Annotated in this window: 17 protein-coding genes; 9 read left to right on the top strand and 8 right to left on the bottom strand. The window is 65.8% G+C overall.

The genetic code is table 11. The features are described from left to right. The first annotated feature begins 13 nt into the window (after window positions 1–13). The 5 genes from CLM74_RS11475 (at window position 14) to CLM74_RS11455 (ending at window position 6455) form a co-directional block, all read left to right on the top strand. Window positions 14–1654: a GMC family oxidoreductase gene (locus tag CLM74_RS11475; protein ID WP_032974706.1), complete on the top strand. Its 1641-nt coding sequence runs from the start codon at window positions 14–16 to the stop codon at window positions 1652–1654. Continuing rightward, complete coding sequence (locus CLM74_RS11470; RefSeq protein WP_033831150.1) at window positions 1651–3048, top strand: cytochrome c; 1398 nt, start codon at window positions 1651–1653, stop codon at window positions 3046–3048. The genes CLM74_RS11475 and CLM74_RS11470 overlap by 4 nt, the downstream gene beginning before the upstream one ends. After that, a complete protein-coding gene (locus CLM74_RS11465; protein WP_033831149.1) occupies window positions 3045–4316 on the top strand; it encodes a carbohydrate porin in 1272 nt (423 codons plus the stop codon). The genes CLM74_RS11470 and CLM74_RS11465 overlap by 4 nt, the downstream gene beginning before the upstream one ends. A 124-nt stretch (window positions 4317–4440) precedes the next feature. Next, complete coding sequence (locus tag CLM74_RS11460; RefSeq protein WP_105164110.1) at window positions 4441–6015, top strand: alpha/beta fold hydrolase; 1575 nt, start codon at window positions 4441–4443, stop codon at window positions 6013–6015. Window positions 6016–6095: 80 nt separating this feature from the next. Next, complete coding sequence (locus CLM74_RS11455; RefSeq protein WP_105164109.1) at window positions 6096–6455, top strand: hypothetical protein; 360 nt, start codon at window positions 6096–6098, stop codon at window positions 6453–6455. A 150-nt stretch (window positions 6456–6605) separates the two neighbouring features. On the opposite strand, the gene CLM74_RS11450 is transcribed toward CLM74_RS11455, so the two are convergent. Continuing rightward, window positions 6606–6959, bottom strand: a complete 354-nt coding sequence (locus CLM74_RS11450) for a hypothetical protein (RefSeq protein ID WP_105164108.1) — start codon at window positions 6957–6959, stop codon at window positions 6606–6608. Between the two features lie 238 nt (window positions 6960–7197). Here CLM74_RS11450 and CLM74_RS21530 point away from each other — a divergent pair, with 238 nt between their 5' ends. Then, window positions 7198–7356, top strand: a complete 159-nt coding sequence (locus CLM74_RS21530; RefSeq protein WP_154231483.1) for a hypothetical protein — start codon at window positions 7198–7200, stop codon at window positions 7354–7356. Between the two features lie 66 nt (window positions 7357–7422). Here the strand turns inward: CLM74_RS21530 and CLM74_RS11445 are convergent, their stop codons facing one another. The 3 genes from CLM74_RS11445 to CLM74_RS11435 are packed head-to-tail and all read right to left on the bottom strand — an operon-like array spanning window position 7423 to window position 10430. Next, window positions 7423–8445: an NADP-dependent oxidoreductase gene (locus CLM74_RS11445; RefSeq protein ID WP_105164107.1), complete on the bottom strand. Its 1023-nt coding sequence runs from the start codon at window positions 8443–8445 to the stop codon at window positions 7423–7425. Between the two features lie 52 nt (window positions 8446–8497). Beyond that, on the bottom strand, window positions 8498–9286 hold the full coding sequence (locus CLM74_RS11440; protein WP_105164106.1) for an SDR family oxidoreductase: 789 nt from the start codon (window positions 9284–9286) through the stop codon (window positions 8498–8500). 46 nt (window positions 9287–9332) lie between these two features. Next, the gene (locus CLM74_RS11435; RefSeq protein ID WP_099784162.1) at window positions 9333–10430 is read right to left on the bottom strand and encodes an alkene reductase; all 1098 of its coding nucleotides are present in this window, start codon (window positions 10428–10430) and stop codon (window positions 9333–9335) included. A gap of 144 nt (window positions 10431–10574) precedes the next feature. Between CLM74_RS11435 and CLM74_RS11430 the strand changes: the two genes are divergently transcribed. Then, the gene (locus CLM74_RS11430) at window positions 10575–11156 is read left to right on the top strand and encodes a TetR family transcriptional regulator (RefSeq protein ID WP_105164105.1); all 582 of its coding nucleotides are present in this window, start codon (window positions 10575–10577) and stop codon (window positions 11154–11156) included. A 60-nt stretch (window positions 11157–11216) separates the two neighbouring features. Here the strand turns inward: CLM74_RS11430 and CLM74_RS11425 are convergent, their stop codons facing one another. After that, window positions 11217–11912, bottom strand: coding sequence for a type 1 glutamine amidotransferase domain-containing protein (locus CLM74_RS11425; RefSeq protein WP_105164104.1), 696 nt, complete (start codon window positions 11910–11912; stop codon window positions 11217–11219). 16 nt (window positions 11913–11928) lie between these two features. Next, window positions 11929–12864, bottom strand: a complete 936-nt coding sequence (locus tag CLM74_RS11420; RefSeq protein ID WP_105164103.1) for an NAD-dependent epimerase/dehydratase family protein — start codon at window positions 12862–12864, stop codon at window positions 11929–11931. 174 nt (window positions 12865–13038) lie between these two features. Here CLM74_RS11420 and CLM74_RS11415 point away from each other — a divergent pair, with 174 nt between their 5' ends. Further along, window positions 13039–13491, top strand: coding sequence for a MerR family transcriptional regulator (locus tag CLM74_RS11415; protein ID WP_059064246.1), 453 nt, complete (start codon window positions 13039–13041; stop codon window positions 13489–13491). A gap of 26 nt (window positions 13492–13517) precedes the next feature. Here the strand turns inward: CLM74_RS11415 and CLM74_RS11410 are convergent, their stop codons facing one another. Then, window positions 13518–15179 (bottom strand): fatty acid--CoA ligase, encoded by a 1662-nt coding sequence (locus tag CLM74_RS11410; RefSeq protein ID WP_105164102.1) that lies wholly within the window; start codon window positions 15177–15179, stop codon window positions 13518–13520. Window positions 15180–15204: 25 nt separating this feature from the next. Beyond that, window positions 15205–17049, bottom strand: coding sequence for a 3-hydroxybutyrate oligomer hydrolase family protein (locus CLM74_RS11405; RefSeq protein ID WP_105164101.1), 1845 nt, complete (start codon window positions 17047–17049; stop codon window positions 15205–15207). An 88-nt stretch (window positions 17050–17137) separates the two neighbouring features. On the opposite strand from CLM74_RS11405, the gene CLM74_RS11400 reads away from it, so the two are divergent. Then, entirely contained in the window at window positions 17138–17812 is a 675-nt protein-coding gene (locus CLM74_RS11400; RefSeq protein WP_099842518.1) for a response regulator transcription factor, read from the top strand. Window positions 17813–17814: the final 2 nt, after the last annotated feature.

Raw genomic sequence — 17814 nt, 5'->3', positions numbered from 1 at the left:
ATGGATTCCCCTCATGAAAGCTCCGGTTTTCCGTGATGGCGACGCCGATGCCGATGTTGTGATCGTCGGTTCGGGCGTCGTCGGCGCATTGATCGCCCACCAGTTGGTTCGTGCCGGAAAATCGGTTCTTGTGCTGGAGGCGGGCCCCCGCCTGCATCGTTCCGACGTGGTCGAGAACTGGCGCAACGTCAGCTTCGAACGGCGCATCGGCAGTGATTTCCAGGGGCCGTATCCGCAGTCACCGCTTGCCACCGCGCCGCTGTACTTCCCGGCCAATGACTACGTGGGCCTGACCGGCCCCGATGCCAGCAGCTTCCATCAGGGCTTCATCAAGGCCGTGGGTGGCACCACCTGGCACTGGGCCGCCTCCTGCTGGCGCCACCTGCCGGTGGACTTCAGGATGCAGAGCACCTACGGGGTGGGGCGCGACTGGCCGATCAGCTACGACGACATCGAGCCTTATTACTGCCGCGCCGAGGAGGCGATGGGCGTCTCCGGGCCGAATGATCCGGACAAGCAGAGCCCCTCCGAGCGATCCAGGCCCTACCTCGCCGACATGATTCCCTGGGGCAACGGTGACAAGGTGTTCGCCGAGGTGGTCAATCCGCACGGCTACAACCTGGTGCCCATTCCGCAGGGTCGCATGGTCACGCCCTGGAACGACCGGCCCGCCTGCTGCGGCAACAACAACTGCCAGCCGATCTGCCCGATCGGCGCGATGTACAACGGCATCCATACCATCGAAGCGGCCGAGAAACTGGGTGCGCAGGTGCTGGCCGAAGCAGTGGCCTACAAGATCGATACCGACGCGCAGAACCGGGTCACGGCCATCCACTGGTATGACAACAACAAGGTCAGCCACAAGGCCACCGGCCGTAGTTTCGTGATTGCGTGCAATGCACTGGAGACGCCGCGTCTACTGCTGCTCGCCGCCAATGAGCAGAACCCGAACGGCATCGCCAACAGTTCCGACCAGGTGGGACGCAACATGCTCGACCATTCCGGTTTCCACTGCTCGTTCATTGCCGACAGGCCGATCTGGCTGGGCCGTGGACCGGCGCAGTCCAGCTGCATGGTCGGCCCGCGCGACGGCGCCTTCCGCTCGCAGTACTCGGCCACCAAGATCATCCTCAACAACATCAGCCGGGTGGCGATCGCCACCGACCAGGCGCTGAAGAAAGGCCTGGTCGGCGACGCGCTGGATGCGGAGATCCGCCGCCGTGCGGTCTTCGGCGTGGATCTTTCGATCAGCCTGGAACCCTTACCGGATCCCAGCAATCGGTTGACGCTGTCGAAAACGCGGGTCGATGGCCACGGCCTGGCCTGCCCGGATATCCACTACTCGCTGGGCGACTACGCCCGCAAGGGCTATGACGAGTCCTGCAAGCAGTTGCGTCACATCGGCTCGCTGTTCAACGCCGAGGAATTCGTCATCACCACGGCGCTCAACGCCAACAACCACATCATGGGCTCGACCATCATGGGCGCGGATCCGCGCGATTCGGTGGTCGATGGCGATTGCCGCGCACACGATCATCCCAACCTGTGGCTCCCGGGTGGCGGCCCGATGGTGTCGGCCAGCGTGGTCAACAGCACCTTGACCATGGCCGCGCTTGCGCTGAAGGCAGCAGATGCCATCGAGCGTGCCGCATGAAGACCTTCTGCTCGCTTCTGCTGATGATGCTGGCTGCCGCCAGCCAATCCGCGCGCGCAGACGAGGTTGCCGAACGTGGGCGCTACCTCTCGGTCGCTGCGGACTGCGTGGCATGCCACACCAGCCCCAAGCAGGGCAAACCCTACGCAGGCGGCTACGCGATTGCCTCGCCGCTGGGTGAGATATGGGCAAGCAATATCACGCCCTCCAGAAGCCATGGCATCGGCCTCTACAGCGAAGACGATTTCGCCAAGGCGGTACGCGAAGGCGTGCGCAAGGATGGCGCCCATCTGTATCCGGCGATGCCCTATACCTCCTATGCCAAGCTGACCGACGAGGACATCCACGCGCTGTATACCTACTTCATGAAGGAGGTGGCGCCGGTCGATGAGGAAGCTCACGCGACCGAGCTGCCGTTTCCCTTCAGCATCCGCCAGTCCATGGCGGTGTGGAACCTGCTGTTCCTGGACAAGGAAACGTTCACCCCCGATGCGGGCAGGAGCGCGCAGTGGAATCGCGGCGCCTATCTGGTGGAGGGTCTGGCGCACTGCTCCAGCTGCCACAGTCCGCGCGGGCTGATGATGCAGGAAGTGGGTGGCAAGGCCTTTGCCGGCGGATCGCTGGGTGACTGGTACGCCCCCAACATCACCTCCCACCCCACCAGCGGTATCGGGGGTTGGAGCGATGCCGAGCTGGCCCAGTACCTGAAGACCGGCCGCGTCGCCGGTAAGGCGCAGGCCGGCGGCGGCATGGCCGAAGCGGTGAGCAACAGCCTGTCCAAGCTGCAGGACGAGGACATCGCCGCCATCGTCGCCTACCTGCGCACGGTGCCGGCCGTGGCCGACCCTGATGCCACGCGGGCCGCCTTCGCGTGGGGAGACGCCGCCACGGCGCCGGGTGAGCAGCCGGTACGCGGAACGAGTGCTGCATTGGCCTCGGGCGGTGTGCTGTATTCGGGCCTGTGTGCAAGCTGCCACGGTTCGCGCGGCGAGGGCAGCAGGGACGGGTACTACCCCTCCCTGGTGCACAACACTACCGTCGGCATGACCCGCCCGCAGAACCTGATCGCCACCATCATCGGCGGCATTGACCGCGATGTGCACGGCGAACACGCGTTGATGCCGCACTTCTCGAAAGGCTCGTTCGTACAGGACCTGAGTGACGCCGATATCGCAGCGGTTGCGACCTACGTGCGCACGCAGTTCGGGCCGGGCGACCAGGTCACCGAGGCGCAGGTTGCGCTGACCCGTGCCGGCGGCGAGAAGCCACTTCTGGCGAAGATTGCACGCTTGTGGCTGCCGATGCTCATCCTTGCCGTGCTGGCGTTGGTAGGCATCGTGCTGCTGGTGCGACGCGCCTGGAAGACCCGGAAGGCGCGGAGGGCGGCCGCATGAATTTCGTATCCTTGACCGGCATCGGGCTGCTTGCCTTCATCGTCAACGGGTCGGTGTCGGCTGCCGAATCAGGTGCCACCGCCAAGCACAAATCGGTCGACAGCGTCGCGCAGACGCCGCTGAGCGCGGATTGGGCAGCGCGCCTCTGGCTGCAGGACCACGGCGTTACCCCCAGCGCACGCATCGTGATCGGCAGCGGCGTCAACAGCGATGGTTACAAGGGCAGTGGCTGGTCCACCGCCGAGCACATCGATCTGGGCGCGACGATCGACACCGGCAAGGCATTCGGCTTCGACGGCACCCTGCGCGTGGTGTTCTCCGATCGCTTCGGCAACGCCATCAACGAACGATCCACCGGTTCCTACATCCAGAACCAGGCCTTCTATGGCCAGGGCCAGAACCTGCGTTTCAACGAGCTCTCCTACGAGCGTTTGCTGCTGGGCAAGCGGTTGAGCCTGAAGGGTGGCTTCTACTCGATGGGCAACGATTTCGGTGGCTTGCCTTACACCTGCAACTTCAACAACAACGGCCAGTGCGGGCATCCGCTGGGCCCGATCTACAGTTCTGGCTGGCTGGACAATCCGACAGGCCAATGGGGTCTGCGGGTAAAGTGGAATGATCCTTCAGGCTGGTACGCACAGACCGGCATCTACGACGTCAACCCGACGCGCAAGCAGGCCAACAGTGGTTTCCGTGTTTCGACGAAGGGAAAGACCGGCCTGTTCCTGCCGGTCGAGCTGGGCTACAGCCATGGCAAGTCCGGAGAGGACTATGGCGGTACCTACAAGGTCGGCTACTACCTGGATACCTCCAACGCCGATGACATCGGTGACCCGACGGCACCTCGCGCTTCGCATCGCAGCGGTTCGTACGTGCAGGCCGCACAGCGGGTGTGGAAGCCCGAGGGTGACACGGTGCGCGGCATTTCGGTGTTCGGCGTGGCTACCCGTGCCGACGCAAAAACAGGGCTCATGCGCTACTCGTGGGAAGCGGGCGTGAGCTGGCGTGGCGTGATCGCATCGCGCGAAGATGATGTGCTCAGCCTGGCCTGGAACCGGCTGGACATCTCCGACCGGCTCGCCCGCCATCAGCAGCTGACCGGAAAGGATGTGCAGAGCAACGAGCAGTTCGTCGAGCTGAACTACGGCGTGCAGGTCGCCCCGTGGCTGGTGCTGCGGCCGGCGGTGCAGTACGTGGCACGGCCCGGCGCCTATGCCAGCCGACCCGACAGCTGGGTGTTCACCCTGCAGGCGCAGGCAACGCTGTAGGCGCATCAGGGCCCGCAGCATGGGGTGCCGAACGTGCGTCCCATGCTGCAACGCAAGGTGTAAGCCACCATTCGCACTGGTACGGTCCTGCCCGTTGCACCAACAACGACGGGGAGAGACGACGATGCGCAAGGTATTGCTGCTGTTGATCCTGCTGACCGGACTGGCGCCCACCGCCTGGGCTGCCACGGTCAAGACCACCCACCGCACCCTTCCCAGTTGGGATGGCACGCCCCTCGGGGTCTTTGTCATCGAGCCTCAGGACGCAGGTGGCGGCAAGTACCCGCTGCTGGTGATGCCCAGCAGCTGGGCCGTTCCCAGCGTGGAGTACGTAGGGGTGGCACAGTCGCTGGCCAAGCGCGGCTATGTGGTCCTCAGCTACAGCTCGCGCGGCTTCTGGGAGTCCGGCGGGGCCATCGATATCGCCGGGCCGGCCACAGTCGAGGATGTCAGCGCATTGATCGACTGGGCGCTGGACAACACCCAGGCCGACCCGGCGCGGATCGGCGTCTCGGGCATATCCTACGGCGCCGGCACCAGCCTGCTGGCGGCGGCACGCGATCCCCGCATCAAGGCGGTGGCCGCGCTCAGCGGATGGGCCGACCTGCGGGCGTCTCTGTACGCCAACGACACCCCCAGCGCACAGGGAATCGCGCTGCTGGTGGCCGCCGGCCTGGTCACCGGCCGCCCCGGGTCCGAGCTGGCCACGATCAACCGCAACGTGTTGGTCGGCAACTACCAGGGTGCAGTGGAATCGCTGCTGCCCGTGGCCGCCATCCGCAGCCCCGCTGCGAGCATCAGCGAGATCAACGCCAACCAGCCGGCCGTGTTCCTGGCCAACGCCTTCAACGACAGCCTGTTCCCGCCGGGTCAGCTGGTGGATTTCTTCAACCAGCTGAAAGGCCCCAAGCAGCTGCAACTGCGCCACGGCGACCATGCCCTCAACGAGGCCTTGGGCGCACTGGGCATTCCCAACGAGGTCTACGACTCGGCGGGTGACTGGTTCGACCATTACCTCAAGGGCGTGGCCAACGGCATCGACCGCGAGCCGGCGGTGCAGCTGAAGTCGCAGAAGGGCAGCTGGAGCAGCTACCCGAACTGGCAGGCGACCAACAGTGGTGCGGTCAGCTACGCGTTGACCGCACCCGGCGGCCTGCTTCTGCCCACCGGGGGGCTGGTTGAAAACGGGCGCAGCAATGGCTGGAACTACCGCATCGGCAGCGGCCTGGGGACCGCCGCCAATTCCGGCGTGGCGATGGTGTCCGGCTCGCTGCAGATGATCAACCTTCCGCCGGGTGCGTACGTGCCTTTCATCGGGCGCAACGCCGCCGGCGTCTGGCAGGGGCCGGTGTACTGGAACGCACGCCGCCTGGACGGCGCGCCGGAAGTGCGCGTGACCGTCACTCCCAGCCGCGCCAACACCACGCTGTATGCCTATCTGTACGCGGAAGATGTGCTGGGCAATGGCCAGCTGATCAGCCACAAGCCCTACACCCTGCGAGGCGTTGCGCCCGGCCAGGCGACCACCCTCGATCTGCGCCTGGAAGCGAGCAGCTGGAACATTCCGGCGGGCAGCCGGCTGACGCTGGTGGTCGATACGGTGGACCTGCGCTATGCAGGCATCAGCCAGTTGGGCGGGGCGGTGACCTTCAGTTCGCCCGCGTCCGCACCATCGGTGCTGAAGGTGCCGTTGCATTGAGTTGCAAGCGGGCGCCCGTCGTTGCGGGCGCCTGCTTGCGTTGGTTACGCTGTTCGCATTCATGACGCATGGAGTATTCGATGGGGCCGGAAACGCTGATCGGCACAGCGGCAGCCGCCATCGCGCTGGTGGTAGTGCTGGCCCTGTTCAACAGGAAGCGACAGCCACCTTCGCGGATCTTCAAGTGCGGTCGCTGCGGCAACGCCGCTCACCACAATGATCGCACCAGCAACGCCTGGCGCAATGGCAAGACCCGGTTCTTCTGCCAGGCCTGCCATCGCCAGTGGCTGCAGTCACAGCCGCCGTCCGAGCGGAGAAGCGGCGACGCTCGGAGCGATTTCACATCCACCACCAGCAACAGCAACGGCGGCTGCCTTGGCGTGCTCGCCCTGCTGGCCGTGTTGCCACTGGGCGGATGGCTGGCCTGGGCCTGTATCTGACACTACGTGTTGTGCCGTGCTGCAGCGTGCGGGGCCTCCTGCCATCCTGTCAGATCCAGCTGAGGACACCAGAAGACACCTGCGGACCGCGTGTTGCGCTCAAAGCTTGCCGGCCGTCCTGTAGCGGACTAAGCCTTGCTCAACCAGCATCTACAGCTCACGCAGAAGAGCCGGGTCCCAGGCATCGAAGTTGAAGCAGGACTTTCCTTGCATATGCTTCTTCAGGGCCGGGCTGATGCCCACCAGAAGCTCGGGAAAGGTGTAGACGGGCATGAAGTGGAATGAATGCCTGCGGCCCGATGCCTTCACCGCGCCGAAGAACTGCGCCTTGCCCTTGGCGTCTGCGTTCCTGCAATTGGCGTAGAAGTGACCAGCATCATCGTGTACCACCAGAAGATCGGCCTTGTAGGTGAGCAGCAGATCCCGCAGGGCGACGAACAGGTCGGGCGACGGACCGTCCAATGCACTGTTCGGCTGGGAGGCAGGCAGGCGAGGGTTCTTCATCGAAGTCGGCCCGGAGGGGAGTGCAGCGGGGATATCGTGCGCAGGTTCTGCTGGGCCAGCCTAGCACGCGCCCAGAGGCGGGTAAGGGCGCGATCGGTGCTGCCCGGATACAGGCGTCGGGCAGAGGAGGATATGGGTCCTGATGGTACGGGCCAGTGTTGGCAGATGGAGATGGACTTGCAGCCTCGAGCACCTGACCATGGCGCTGCAAACACACCCCCCGCAACCTGGCACCTCGATGAAGACTCTGGCTTTGATCGCACTTTCTCTTTCCATCTGCATCAGCCTTGCCGGATGCATCGCCCCGTTCCGCGTCAAGGCGCGTGAATATGCGGCCGCCGGCACGACCGCGCCCAAAACGCCGGCTCCGTCGATTCCTGCAGCGCCACCGCGGTGACGGCGCGGAGCAGCAATGGGCGAGGGCTTCGGTGCTGTTGAAAGCAGCGGGCCCGATGCTGCCTCCTCAGGGCTGCACGTGCTGTGAGTGCACCATCTGCACCACCACCTTGCCCTTGGCGCGGCCGCCGTCCATGTAGGCCAATGCTCTGCCGGTTTCCTCGAAGGGAAAGACCGTGTCCACCACCGGGCGCAGGGCGCCTGACTCGACCAGTGCCGTGACCTGTTCCAGCTGTTGCCCATCAGCACGCATGAACACGAAGCTGTACCGGATGTTCCTGCGCGCGGCCTTGCGGCGGATGCGAAGGCTCAACAGGCGCAGCACCTGCCGAAGCGGCCAGGCCAGTCCTCTTGCCGCACCGAATGCCGGCGTGGGTGGCCCGGAAATGGAAATCAGGTGACCGCCGGGCTTGAGGATGCCGAGGGATCGATCGAGTTCGTCGCTGCCGAGGCTGTTGAGGACCACGTCGTAGTCACGCAGCACGGCAGCGAAGTCCTGCTGCCGGTAATCGATGACGACGTCCGCACCCAGTGCCTTCACCCAGACAACGTTGGCCGTGCTGGTGGTGGTGGCGACGAAGGCGCCCAGGTGCTTGGCAAGCTGGATCGCAATCGTGCCGACGCCACCGGAGCCGGCCTGGATGAAGACCCGCTGTCCCTTCTTCAGTGCTGCGGTTTCGACCAGCACCTGCCAGGCGGTCAGTGCCACAAGTGGCAGGGCGGCCGCCTCGACCATGCCAAGGTTCTTCGGTATTGGTGCTGCCGAAGAGGCCTTGACCGCGATGTACTCGGCAAATCCGCCGATGCGATCATCGTCCGGGCGGGCATACACCTGGTCGCCCGGTTTGAACGGGCCTGCGCGATCGCCGACCCGCACCACCGTCCCGGCCACATCGTTGCCCAGGATCAACGGAAAGCGATAGGGCAGGATCTGTTTGAACTCGCCGTGCCTGATCTTGCTGTCCAGTGCATTCACGCCTGCGGCATGAACCCGGATCAGGACATCGTCGTCGCCCACATGCGGCTCGGGCACGTCGGCGATGCGGCCGACGTCCTTGCTGCTGTAGCGGTCAATGATGAAGGCTTTCATGGCGGACGGTTCCTGCAGTGATGGGGCCGGGTGGATGCAACGGAGGCCGGCCTCAGGCGCCGGTGCGGTAGCGCTCTGCGGCGTGCGCCTGGCGGATGTCGCCGAGCAGGGCCTGACGTGCGCCATCCAGCGTGTCCCAGCGTTCGGCCACGTGCAGCGGCGGAATGGTCACCGTTTCGCGACGATCGAAGCCGACCAGCGCTGCATCGACCAGTTCGCCCACGTCCATCACTTCAGCAAGCGTGGTGATGTCGATACCGGCGCGTTCCCAGATCTCGGTGCGCGTGGCAGCGGGCAGCACCGCCTGCACATGGACGCCCTTCGGGGCCAGTTCCTGGCTCAGGCCCTGCGACAGGAACAGTACGTACGCCTTGCTCGCGCCGTACACGGTCATGCCGAACTCCGGTGCAAGGCCAACCACCGATCCGATGTTGACGATCGCGCCGTTGCCGGCACCGACCAGCCGCGGCGCAATAGCGGCGGCCAGGCGCGTGAGCGCGGTGGTGTTCAGGGTGACCAGGCGTTCGATGGCGTCGGCCGACTGTGCGAGGAAGTCGCCGGACTGGGCGATACCGGCATTGTTGATGAGGATGCCGATGCGCGCATCGTCGCGCAGCCGTGCCTCGACCGTGGCCAGCGCGTCAGCCTGGGTGAGATCGGCCGGCAGTATGTCCACCGCCACGCCGGTCTCTTGGCGCAGTCGCGCGGCGAGTGCTTCCAGTCGGGCGCTGTCACGCGCGACCAGGACGAGGTCATGCCCGCGCCGCGCGAAGCGGTCGGCATAGGTGGCACCGATGCCGCTGGAAGCGCCGGTGATGAGGACGGAAGGGAGGACGGACATGATGGGCTTCTCTGGACGGGGGACGTGTCGGATGCGGGCGGCCGCGTTACTGCGCGTGCGCTTCAGCCAGGGTGGGGTAGTCGGTGTAGCCTTCGGCGCCACCGCCATACAGCGTGGCCGGGTTCAGTGCCGCCAGCGCGGCGCCGCGCTTGAGGCGCTCGACCAGATCGGGGTTGCTGATGAACGGGCGACCGAAGGCGACCAGATCGGCCTTGCCTTCGGATACACGGGCGCTGGCCAGCTGCAGGTCGTAGCCGTTGTTGGCCAGGTAGGTGCCGTTGAAGCGACGGCGCAGCCCATCGAAGTCGAACGGTGCCACATCGCGCGGGCCACCCGTGGCGCCCTCGACCACATGCAGGTAGACAATGCCCAGTGCGCTGAGTTGATCGACGATGTAGTCGTACTGGGGCTGCGGATCGCTGACGGTGGAAATGGCATTGGCCGGCGACACCGGCGAAATGCGCACGCCGGTGCGGTCAGCGCCGATTTCGCGCGCCACCGCAGCGGTCACCTCAAGCAGGAGGCGGGCACGGTTCTCGACCGAGCCGCCATACGCGTCGGTGCGCTGGTTGGCCCCGTCCTTGATGAACTGTTCGAGCAGGTAGCCGTTGGCGCCGTGGATCTCCACGCCGTCAAAACCCGCTGCGATGGCGTTGGCAGCGGCTTGGCGGAAATCGTCGACGATGGCGGGCAGCTCGTCGATGTCCAGGGCGCGCGGCTCGGACACATCGACGAAACCATTGTTGACGAAGGTCTTGGTCTGCGCGCGGAGGGCCGAGGCGGAAACCGGCGCGGCGTTGCCGGGCTGCAGGTCGACGTGCGAGATGCGGCCGACGTGCCACAGCTGCACGAAGATGTGCCCGCCGCGTGCGTGCACCGCATCGGTGACGGTGCGCCAGCCGTCGATCTGGTCCTGCGTGTACAGCCCCGGGGTGTCCTGGTAGCCCTGCGCCTGCGCCGAGACCTGGGTGGCTTCGGTGATGATCAGGCCGGCTGATGCGCGCTGGGCGTAGTAGGTGCTCGCCAGCGGACTGGGCACCAGGCCCTGGCCGGCGCGGTTGCGCGTCAGCGGTGCCATCACGATGCGGTTGGCCAGCGTCAGCGGGCCGAGGGGATAGGGCTGGAAAAGCGTGGCGTCGGACATGGGAGGGTGGGCTCGTCTACGGAGGAGGGGTCTGGATCAATGATGATGACCATCATCATTGATGTCAATGGTTTGATGATGAATATAATCTATGTGTGTTAAAGTGCCCTCCACACGCGACAGGACTCCCAAGGGCGAAGGCTCATGAAGGTCACCAAGGCACAGGCTCAGGCCAACCGGGCACACATCGTCGAAACCGCCTCCACGCTGTTCCGCGAGCGCGGCTACGACGGCGTTGGCGTGGCCGACCTGATGGCCGCCGCTGGCTTCACCCATGGCGGCTTCTACAAGCATTTCGGCTCGAAGGCCGACCTGATGGCCGAAGCAGCCGCCTGCGGCCTGACCAGCTCGGCTGCAGCGGTGGCTGATCTGGATGTGCAGGCATTCGTGAGCGAGTACCTGTCCCGCGCGCATCGCGACGGGCCCGGCCAGGGTTGCACGCTGGCGGCGCTGTGCACCGATGCGGCGCGGCAGACGGACGCGGTCAAGGCTGCCTTTGCGGCCGGCATCGAGGCCAGGCTGGCAACACGTGCCACGCAGGAGGGGCAGGCGCAGCGCGATCCGCACGATGCGGCGCGTGCGCGCAGTATTGCGCTGATGGCTCAAGCGGTCGGCGCGCTGGTGCTGTCGAGGTCCTGTCCGGACGAATCGCCGCTGGCGGACGAAATCCTGGATGCATGCCGGGCGGATCTGCTGGCCCGGTTGCCAGCTGCGTCCAGCCGCTGAGCTGCGCCTTCCAGCGCCAGGACGTGCTGGAGGACGCAGCGCTGAAAGGCAGTGTCAGTGCTAGCCGGACGTGCGCAGCAGCGCCGCAACCGCTTTTGCCGTCGCCTTGGCCGACTGCGGATTCTGGCCGGTGACCAGCCTGCCATCGACAACCACCTTCGGCACGAACGGCAGTAGTCCCTTCTCGTACAGCGCTCCTCGCCGGGACATTTCCGCCTGCGCGTTGTACGGCATCTGCCTGGAAACACCCGCCAGGATTTCCTCGGCCCAGGAGAATCCTGTTACCCGCCGGCCCTGCACCAGCAGTTGCCCATCGCTCAGCCGGGTATTGAGCAGGCCGCAATAGCCGTGGCAGACCGCCGAGACGATTCCGCCCTGCTCATGGATGTCCCGCGTGATTTTCTGGATGCCCTCGCTGTCCGGGAAATCCCACATCACCGCATGCCCACCGGTGAAGTAGATCGCGTCGTACGCGGCAGCGTCGACGTTGTCGGGGGCGAGCGTGTTGTCCAGCAGTGCCATGCGCGCCGGATCCTGCAGCCATGCCTTCGCCGAATGGTCCAGCGCCGGCCATTTCAGCGAGTGCGGCTCAAGCGGTGAGTGCCCGCCGCGCGGGCTGACCAGGTGCTGTTCATGGCCTTGCCCGGCGAACAGGTCGTAGGCATGCGTCAGTTCCGACAACCAGAGCCCGGTCCTGTGGCTGGGGTCATCGTAATGCGCGACGTTGGTGACAACATGAAGGATGCGACGGTTCATCAGATACGCCTCTGGCTTATTTTCCGGTTTCCCATTCGTGCTTGATCTGCCGCAGTCCTGCGTCGTAGCTGGTGACGGGAAAGTCGGGAAAGCGCTGCTTGAACTTTCCGGATTCGAAGCGATTGTCATGCTCATAGCGCGGCAGCAGCTCTCGAATCTCGCGCGCACCTTTCGAGAACAGGCCGGCGATGTACAGCGCAGTCCTGCCGAGGGTGGCATGGGTGTCCGGCCTGCCGAACACAGTGCAGGCGAGGGTGGCGAACTGGGCATAGGTCAATCTCGGCTCACTGCAGGGCAGATGCCACGTCTGGTTCTGCGCGTCGGGCGTATTGCCCAGCAGTGCGAGCGCGCGACTGGCGTCGGGCGTCCAGATCAGCGTTCTGAGGGTATCGTCGCGCAGTGGCACCCGCGGCGACTTGCCAGCCTTCAGCCTGTCGATGACGAGGGCATTGGTGAAGCTCTGCGTGCTGCCCGGGCCATAGAATTCCGGTGCTCGGGCGATGGTGACGGCGATGCGCCCGGCTGCCATCTCATCCAGGACCATGCGCGCCATCTCTGCGCGCACGCGTGCCTTCCTGCCCGCGGGCGCGAACGCGGTGTCCTCGGTCTGCGGAGCCGCCGTCTGCGGATACATGTAGGTATTGTCGAAGTACGCAAATGCAGCGCCGGTGGTGACGGCGGCATCCAGTGCGTTCTTCAGCATGGAAGGAAACTGCCGCTCCCAGAGCCCTGAATCCGGCGGCAGCCCTGCGGTGAAATAGACGATGTCGCTGCCTTCAACGGCTTTCAGCGTCTGCTCTGCGTCCAGCAGGTCCGCCGGCACAAGCTGGTCGCCCGTGTTGACCAGCCGCGGCGTGCGGCTCACCAGGCGAAGGTCGTCGGTGTAGGTGCGCCTCAACGCGCGCGCCAGTTCCTGGGCGATCTGGCCGTTTGCTCCCAGAATGGTCTGCATCTCTTTTCCTTGGGCGTCTGGGCCTCTGATCGCCCGGGGTGGAAGTTCAGCCCAGGGCGCCCGCATTTCAGTGCCGCGCGGGTGCTCGCCAGACCGCCGTCGGCAACCTCTCACGCTGACGGTCGCGGCAGTGTATGTTTAAAGTCAACTTTAAGGTCAAGGGGCAGTGGCAGGATGAAAATCGGGGATCTGGCCAAGGCCACGGGCCTGGCCCCATCGCGTATCCGGTTCTATGAGGCCGAAGGCCTGATCAGCGCGCCGCCCAGGGGGAGCAACGGCTACCGGATCTATTCCCCGGACGTATTGGGCGTGCTGCAGATCATCGACAACGCGCAACGCGTCGGCTTCTCACTTGATGAGATCCGGCATTTCCTGCCTGGGGGCACGCAGGCGTGCGATCACCAAGGCCTGGTCGAGTCGCTGGGCAGGCGCCTGGCCGAGATCCGGCGCTTGATCCTGCAACTGCAGGAGAACGAAGCGCGCCTGCTGGGCATCATCGAGGGTGTCACCCAGCGTCCTGAGGGCATTTCCTGCACCGACAACCAGCTCAGGCTGATGGATCTGCTGGATCCTCCACGGCGCCAGCGGGGCGGGCGCGCCGGGCGATCAAGCAGAAGAACGAAGTGACACTCCGTTGGCCGCAGGCCGCAGCGTCAACCTGCGTCGGTGGCTGCGCCCACATCATGCAGGCTGCGCAGCTTCTTCTTGTTGATCTTGCCCACGCTGGTGCGTTCCAGCGAATCGACGAAGCTGACGCGGTCGGGAATCGCGTAGCGGGAGATATCACCGGAGCGGCTGCGTGCTGCGACCAGTTCGATGATCTCCGCCTCGGTCACATCGCTGCCGTGCTGCCGGACCACCAACGGCAGCGGTCGTTCGCCCCATTTCGTATCGCTGATGCCGATCACCGCAACCTCGTTGACCGCCGGATGCAGGGCGATGATGTCCTCCAGGGCGAGCGAGGAGATCCACTCGCCACCGGTCTTGATCACATCCTTGATGCGGTCGGTCACGCGCAGGTAGCCGCTGCCATCGATGTTGCCGATGTCCCCGGTGTGCAGGTAACCGCCGGCCCATAACGCCGTCGAAGCGTCCGGATTGTGCAGATAGCCCTGAGTGAGCCAGGGCGTGCGCACCACCACTTCCCCGGTGGCGATGCCATCGTGGGCAACATCATTCATGCGTTCGTCGACGATGCGCAGATCCACCAATGGCACCGGAATGCCGGCCTTGGTGCGCAGGGACAGCTCCTCATCCGGGCCGTCCACGGCGTCGGCATCGATCTGCGCGAGGGTGAGCAGCGGGCAGGTTTCGGACATGCCGTAGCCGCCGAAGATGTCGATGCCACGGGCCAGTGCCTGCTGCGCCAGTGCCCGCGGTAGTGCCGCACCGCCGATGATCACCTTCCAGTTGCGCAGGTCGGTATCGGCAGCGGCGGGATGGCCCAGCAGCATATGCAGGATGGTCGGCACGCAGTGCGAGAACGTCACCTTCTCGCGGGCGATCAGCGCCAGCAACGCGCCCGGCAGGTAGCGACCGGGGTAGACCTGCTTGATGCCCAGCAGCGTGGCCACGTACGGCATGCCCCAGGCATGGACATGGAACATCGGCGTGATCGGCATGTAGACATCGTCGCGGTGCAGGCGGCCCTGGCTGGACGCGCTGCCGAGGGCTGCCATCGCCGCAAGCGAGTGCAGTACCAGTTGCCGATGGCTGAAGTACACGCCTTTGGGCAGGCCAGTGGTGCCGGTCGTATAGAACGTGGTGGCGCGGGTGTTCTCGTCGAAGTCCGGGAAGCGGGTGATGGGCGTGGCCTCGCGCAGCCCGGCCTCATACTCGGTCACGAAACCCGCTGGCAGCGGGCCCTCATCATCATCCAGCAGGATGCGCGTGCGCACGTCCGGCAGCTGTTCTTCGATGGCGTCCAGCACCGGCAGGAACTCGCGGTTGGCCAGGATCACCCGCGCACCGCTGTGATTGAGCGTATAGGCAATCTGCTCGGGCGCCAGGCGGATGTTCACCATCATCAGCACCGCTCCGATCATCGGCACGGCGAAATAGCTCTCCAGGTAGCGGTTGCTGTCCCAGTCCATCACTGCCACGGTATCGCCGCGCTTTACCCCGAGTGAGGTCAGCAGCCCGGCCAACTGGCCGATGCGCGCCTGCAGGGTGCGGTAGTCGAAGCGGACCTTGTCGCCGTAGACGATCTCCTGCCGTGGACGCACTGCCAGAGGTGTCAGCAGCAGTTGCTTGATCAGCAGGGGGTAGGCATGAGGCTCGGCGGCGGGCGCGTCTGCGGCGGTGGCGAATGACATGTGATCTTCCTGATGGGGCGGCGCGTCAGCGGCCGGGGGGCGCGGGAATGGACAGCTGCTCGCGCAGCAGCGGCGCTTCCGCGCGTGGGCTCGGCTGGATGAGTGCATCCTGCGGCAGCGCTCGCGCTGGATCTTCAAGGTGTTCCCACACCTGGTCCATCGCCGCGAACAGGTAGGGCAGCAGCGGGACGTAGCGCTTCCGGTAGTCCGGGAAGGCCAGCAGCGAGTCGAAGTGCTGTGCCTTGTTCACCCGCCAATAGGCGATCTGCGCCCCGGCTTTGCGGGCAAGTGGCACGTAGCGATCACTGGTCATACTGATCGGTACCAGCCCGTCGTCCAGGCCATGGATGACCACGATCGGCAGGCCGCGACGCGGCGCCTTGGCAGTCGCTGCGGCGATGCCGGCGCGTACCCGTCGGGCGTCGGCGCTGTCACTCTCGCCAAGTGCGCGCAAGCAGCGCAGGCCACGCAGCGGATCAGCTGCCGCCCCGGTGGCATTGCCGTCCACCAGAACCACGCCGCTGCCCGGCGGGATGCCACTGCCCTCGCTCCACCAGGTTGCACGAACCTCGGCCGTGGCCGCGTGGGGTCTGCCGTCGGTGCCGGCGGCCGAGAAGCTGTACGCGCAGGGATGTTCGCCCGTGGCGTAGCGTCCATAGGCTGACGAGTAGGTCGCTGCGATGGCGCGCCACAGATCGAAACCGGTGGAGAATGCACCGGCGCGAAGTGCATCGGCGCTCAAACCCGCGTCGAGCAGCTGCTGCCGTGCCGACCGTGCCTGTGCTGCAGTGTCATCGCCTTGCACCAACCCAGCGGATTTCAGCGTGGCACATCGCTGGGTCCACCCTGGCACGGCCTGCGCCCGCATCGGCGGTTGTGGTAGATCGTCCTCCGTCAGCAGGGCGCAGGGCATCAGCAACGCGGCCTGGGTGACGAAGTCATACAACGCTGGTGCGCCGGCCACCGAGACATTGGGTTCGCCGGCCACCATTGCATCGAACCAGTCGCCTTCGATCTCCGCCGCGCGCAGCACGGCGCCACCGCCATTGGATACGCCCACGCCCAGCGTGCGTGTATTGGCCGCAGTGAACGGGGCCGATTGCGGATAGGCGCGGTCCAGCGCCTGCAGGCCGAACTGCAGCGCCTGCAGCAGATGGCGTCCCCAGTCTGCTTCCGGGTTGTCACCCGAATGGGCATGTTTGAAGGCGATTCCCTGCGCGGCTGTCGCACCCGCAGGAATGAAGGCCAACGCACCGTGGCTGGCTGGCGTGCCGTCCGCCTGGAAGCCGGCCTTGGCGTCCAGATCGTAGTAATCACTGCCGGCGCCCTTGTCGGTATAGGCGACCGCGCAGCCATGTGCCAGGCCCCAGCTGCCGGCAACCGCGATCGCGCCATGGATGCCACGCGAGCCGGAAGATGCCGCGACGACCAGGCAGCGCCGCGCGGCGTCGAAGCTGTCGGGCACCTGCACCAGCACGCGGTGGGGATGGCGCGCGCCGGGAACGCGCGCATAGGCGGAGAACTCGCGCCCGGGTACCGCCTGCAGGCTGCCGTAGACATCGCCAAAGCCGCCGCCGGGTGTCAGGTCGGCGATGCCGCGCCAGCTGCTCCAGATCGCACGACGCCGTGCTTCCTCGGCCGTGGGCTGGGCCGGGTTGGCAAACGCCGGCGCGGTGGCCGAGCGCAGGGCGTCGATGCCCAGGCCTGCGGTCAGCAGTTCGTCGCTGCCGCGATGCACGGTTTCCCGCCACTGCTCGAACACCGGAACAGCGGTAGTGGGGCGGGGCGGGGCGGCGTGGGTGCTGGAGATGCTGCCCAGAAGCAATGGCAGCACGGCGCACAGCAGCATGACGGGGCGGTGGATGTTCATTGCTCCACCCTAACCATCCGGGCGGCGCACGCCAGCGTACCTTGGTACCCGTGCCCAGGCGCAGGCGATTTGCTAACCTCGGCTGGACATGCCGACCCTGCTCATCGCCGATGACCACCCCTTGTTCCGCGCGGCGCTGCATCGCGCCGCTGAAGAAGCGGTGGCTGACCTGCAGATCAGCGAGGCCGATTCGCTGCACGGCGTGCTCGAAGCGATCGAGAACCAGCAGATCGATCTGATGCTGCTGGACCTGCACATGCCGGGCAACCACGGCCTGGCCGGACTGGCGACCATACGTGCGCTGCAACCGGGGCTGGCGATCATCATCGTTTCGGCCAATGAAGAGCCGCACGTGATCCGCCGCGCCATCGACCTGGGCGCAGCCGGGTACCTGCCCAAGAGCTCCGGCCTGACCGACCTGCAGTCCGCACTGCAGACCGTGCTGGAAGGTGAGCGCTGGATACCGGCGCTGCTGCGCGAGCCGGTGGCGCGGGTGGCGCCCTTCAGCAAGGACGCCGATCTTGCCGCGCGCTTGTCCAGCCTGTCCGCGCATCAGTACAAGGTGCTGAGCCTGGTGGCCGAAGGGCTGCTCAACAAGCAGATCGCCGACCGGCTGGGCGTGCAGTTGCGCACGGTCAAGGCACACATGACCCGCATCATGGGACGACTGGGCGTACGCAATCGCGCGCAGGCCATCCGCGTGCTGCACGAGATGGGGTTGACCGACCCATCCCGGCAGATCGAAGACGCGCAGGACGCCTGATC

This window comes from Stenotrophomonas sp. MYb57, assembly GCF_002966815.1.
Taxonomy (GTDB): domain Bacteria; phylum Pseudomonadota; class Gammaproteobacteria; order Xanthomonadales; family Xanthomonadaceae; genus Stenotrophomonas; species Stenotrophomonas indicatrix.
Note: the sequence above shows the minus strand (reverse complement) of the source record. Positions and strands in the feature narration are given on the sequence as shown.

Bases quoted from the DNA above. Each gene is read 5' to 3' on its own strand.
- CLM74_RS11475 (WP_032974706.1), top strand. From the start codon at position 14: ATGAAAGCTCCGGTTTTCCGTGATGGCGACGCCGATGCCGATGTTGTG.
- CLM74_RS11470 (WP_033831150.1), top strand. From the start codon at position 1,651: ATGAAGACCTTCTGCTCGCTTCTGCTGATGATGCTGGCTGCCGCCAGC.
- CLM74_RS11465 (WP_033831149.1), top strand. From the start codon at position 3,045: ATGAATTTCGTATCCTTGACCGGCATCGGGCTGCTTGCCTTCATCGTC.
- CLM74_RS11460 (WP_105164110.1), top strand. From the start codon at position 4,441: ATGCGCAAGGTATTGCTGCTGTTGATCCTGCTGACCGGACTGGCGCCC.
- CLM74_RS11455 (WP_105164109.1), top strand. From the start codon at position 6,096: ATGGGGCCGGAAACGCTGATCGGCACAGCGGCAGCCGCCATCGCGCTG.
- CLM74_RS11450 (WP_105164108.1), bottom strand. From the start codon at position 6,959: ATGAAGAACCCTCGCCTGCCTGCCTCCCAGCCGAACAGTGCATTGGAC.
- CLM74_RS21530 (WP_154231483.1), top strand. From the start codon at position 7,198: ATGAAGACTCTGGCTTTGATCGCACTTTCTCTTTCCATCTGCATCAGC.
- CLM74_RS11445 (WP_105164107.1), bottom strand. From the start codon at position 8,445: ATGAAAGCCTTCATCATTGACCGCTACAGCAGCAAGGACGTCGGCCGC.
- CLM74_RS11440 (WP_105164106.1), bottom strand. From the start codon at position 9,286: ATGTCCGTCCTCCCTTCCGTCCTCATCACCGGCGCTTCCAGCGGCATC.
- CLM74_RS11435 (WP_099784162.1), bottom strand. From the start codon at position 10,430: ATGTCCGACGCCACGCTTTTCCAGCCCTATCCCCTCGGCCCGCTGACG.
- CLM74_RS11430 (WP_105164105.1), top strand. From the start codon at position 10,575: ATGAAGGTCACCAAGGCACAGGCTCAGGCCAACCGGGCACACATCGTC.
- CLM74_RS11425 (WP_105164104.1), bottom strand. From the start codon at position 11,912: ATGAACCGTCGCATCCTTCATGTTGTCACCAACGTCGCGCATTACGAT.
- CLM74_RS11420 (WP_105164103.1), bottom strand. From the start codon at position 12,864: ATGCAGACCATTCTGGGAGCAAACGGCCAGATCGCCCAGGAACTGGCG.
- CLM74_RS11415 (WP_059064246.1), top strand. From the start codon at position 13,039: ATGAAAATCGGGGATCTGGCCAAGGCCACGGGCCTGGCCCCATCGCGT.
- CLM74_RS11410 (WP_105164102.1), bottom strand. From the start codon at position 15,179: ATGTCATTCGCCACCGCCGCAGACGCGCCCGCCGCCGAGCCTCATGCC.
- CLM74_RS11405 (WP_105164101.1), bottom strand. From the start codon at position 17,049: ATGAACATCCACCGCCCCGTCATGCTGCTGTGCGCCGTGCTGCCATTG.
- CLM74_RS11400 (WP_099842518.1), top strand. From the start codon at position 17,138: ATGCCGACCCTGCTCATCGCCGATGACCACCCCTTGTTCCGCGCGGCG.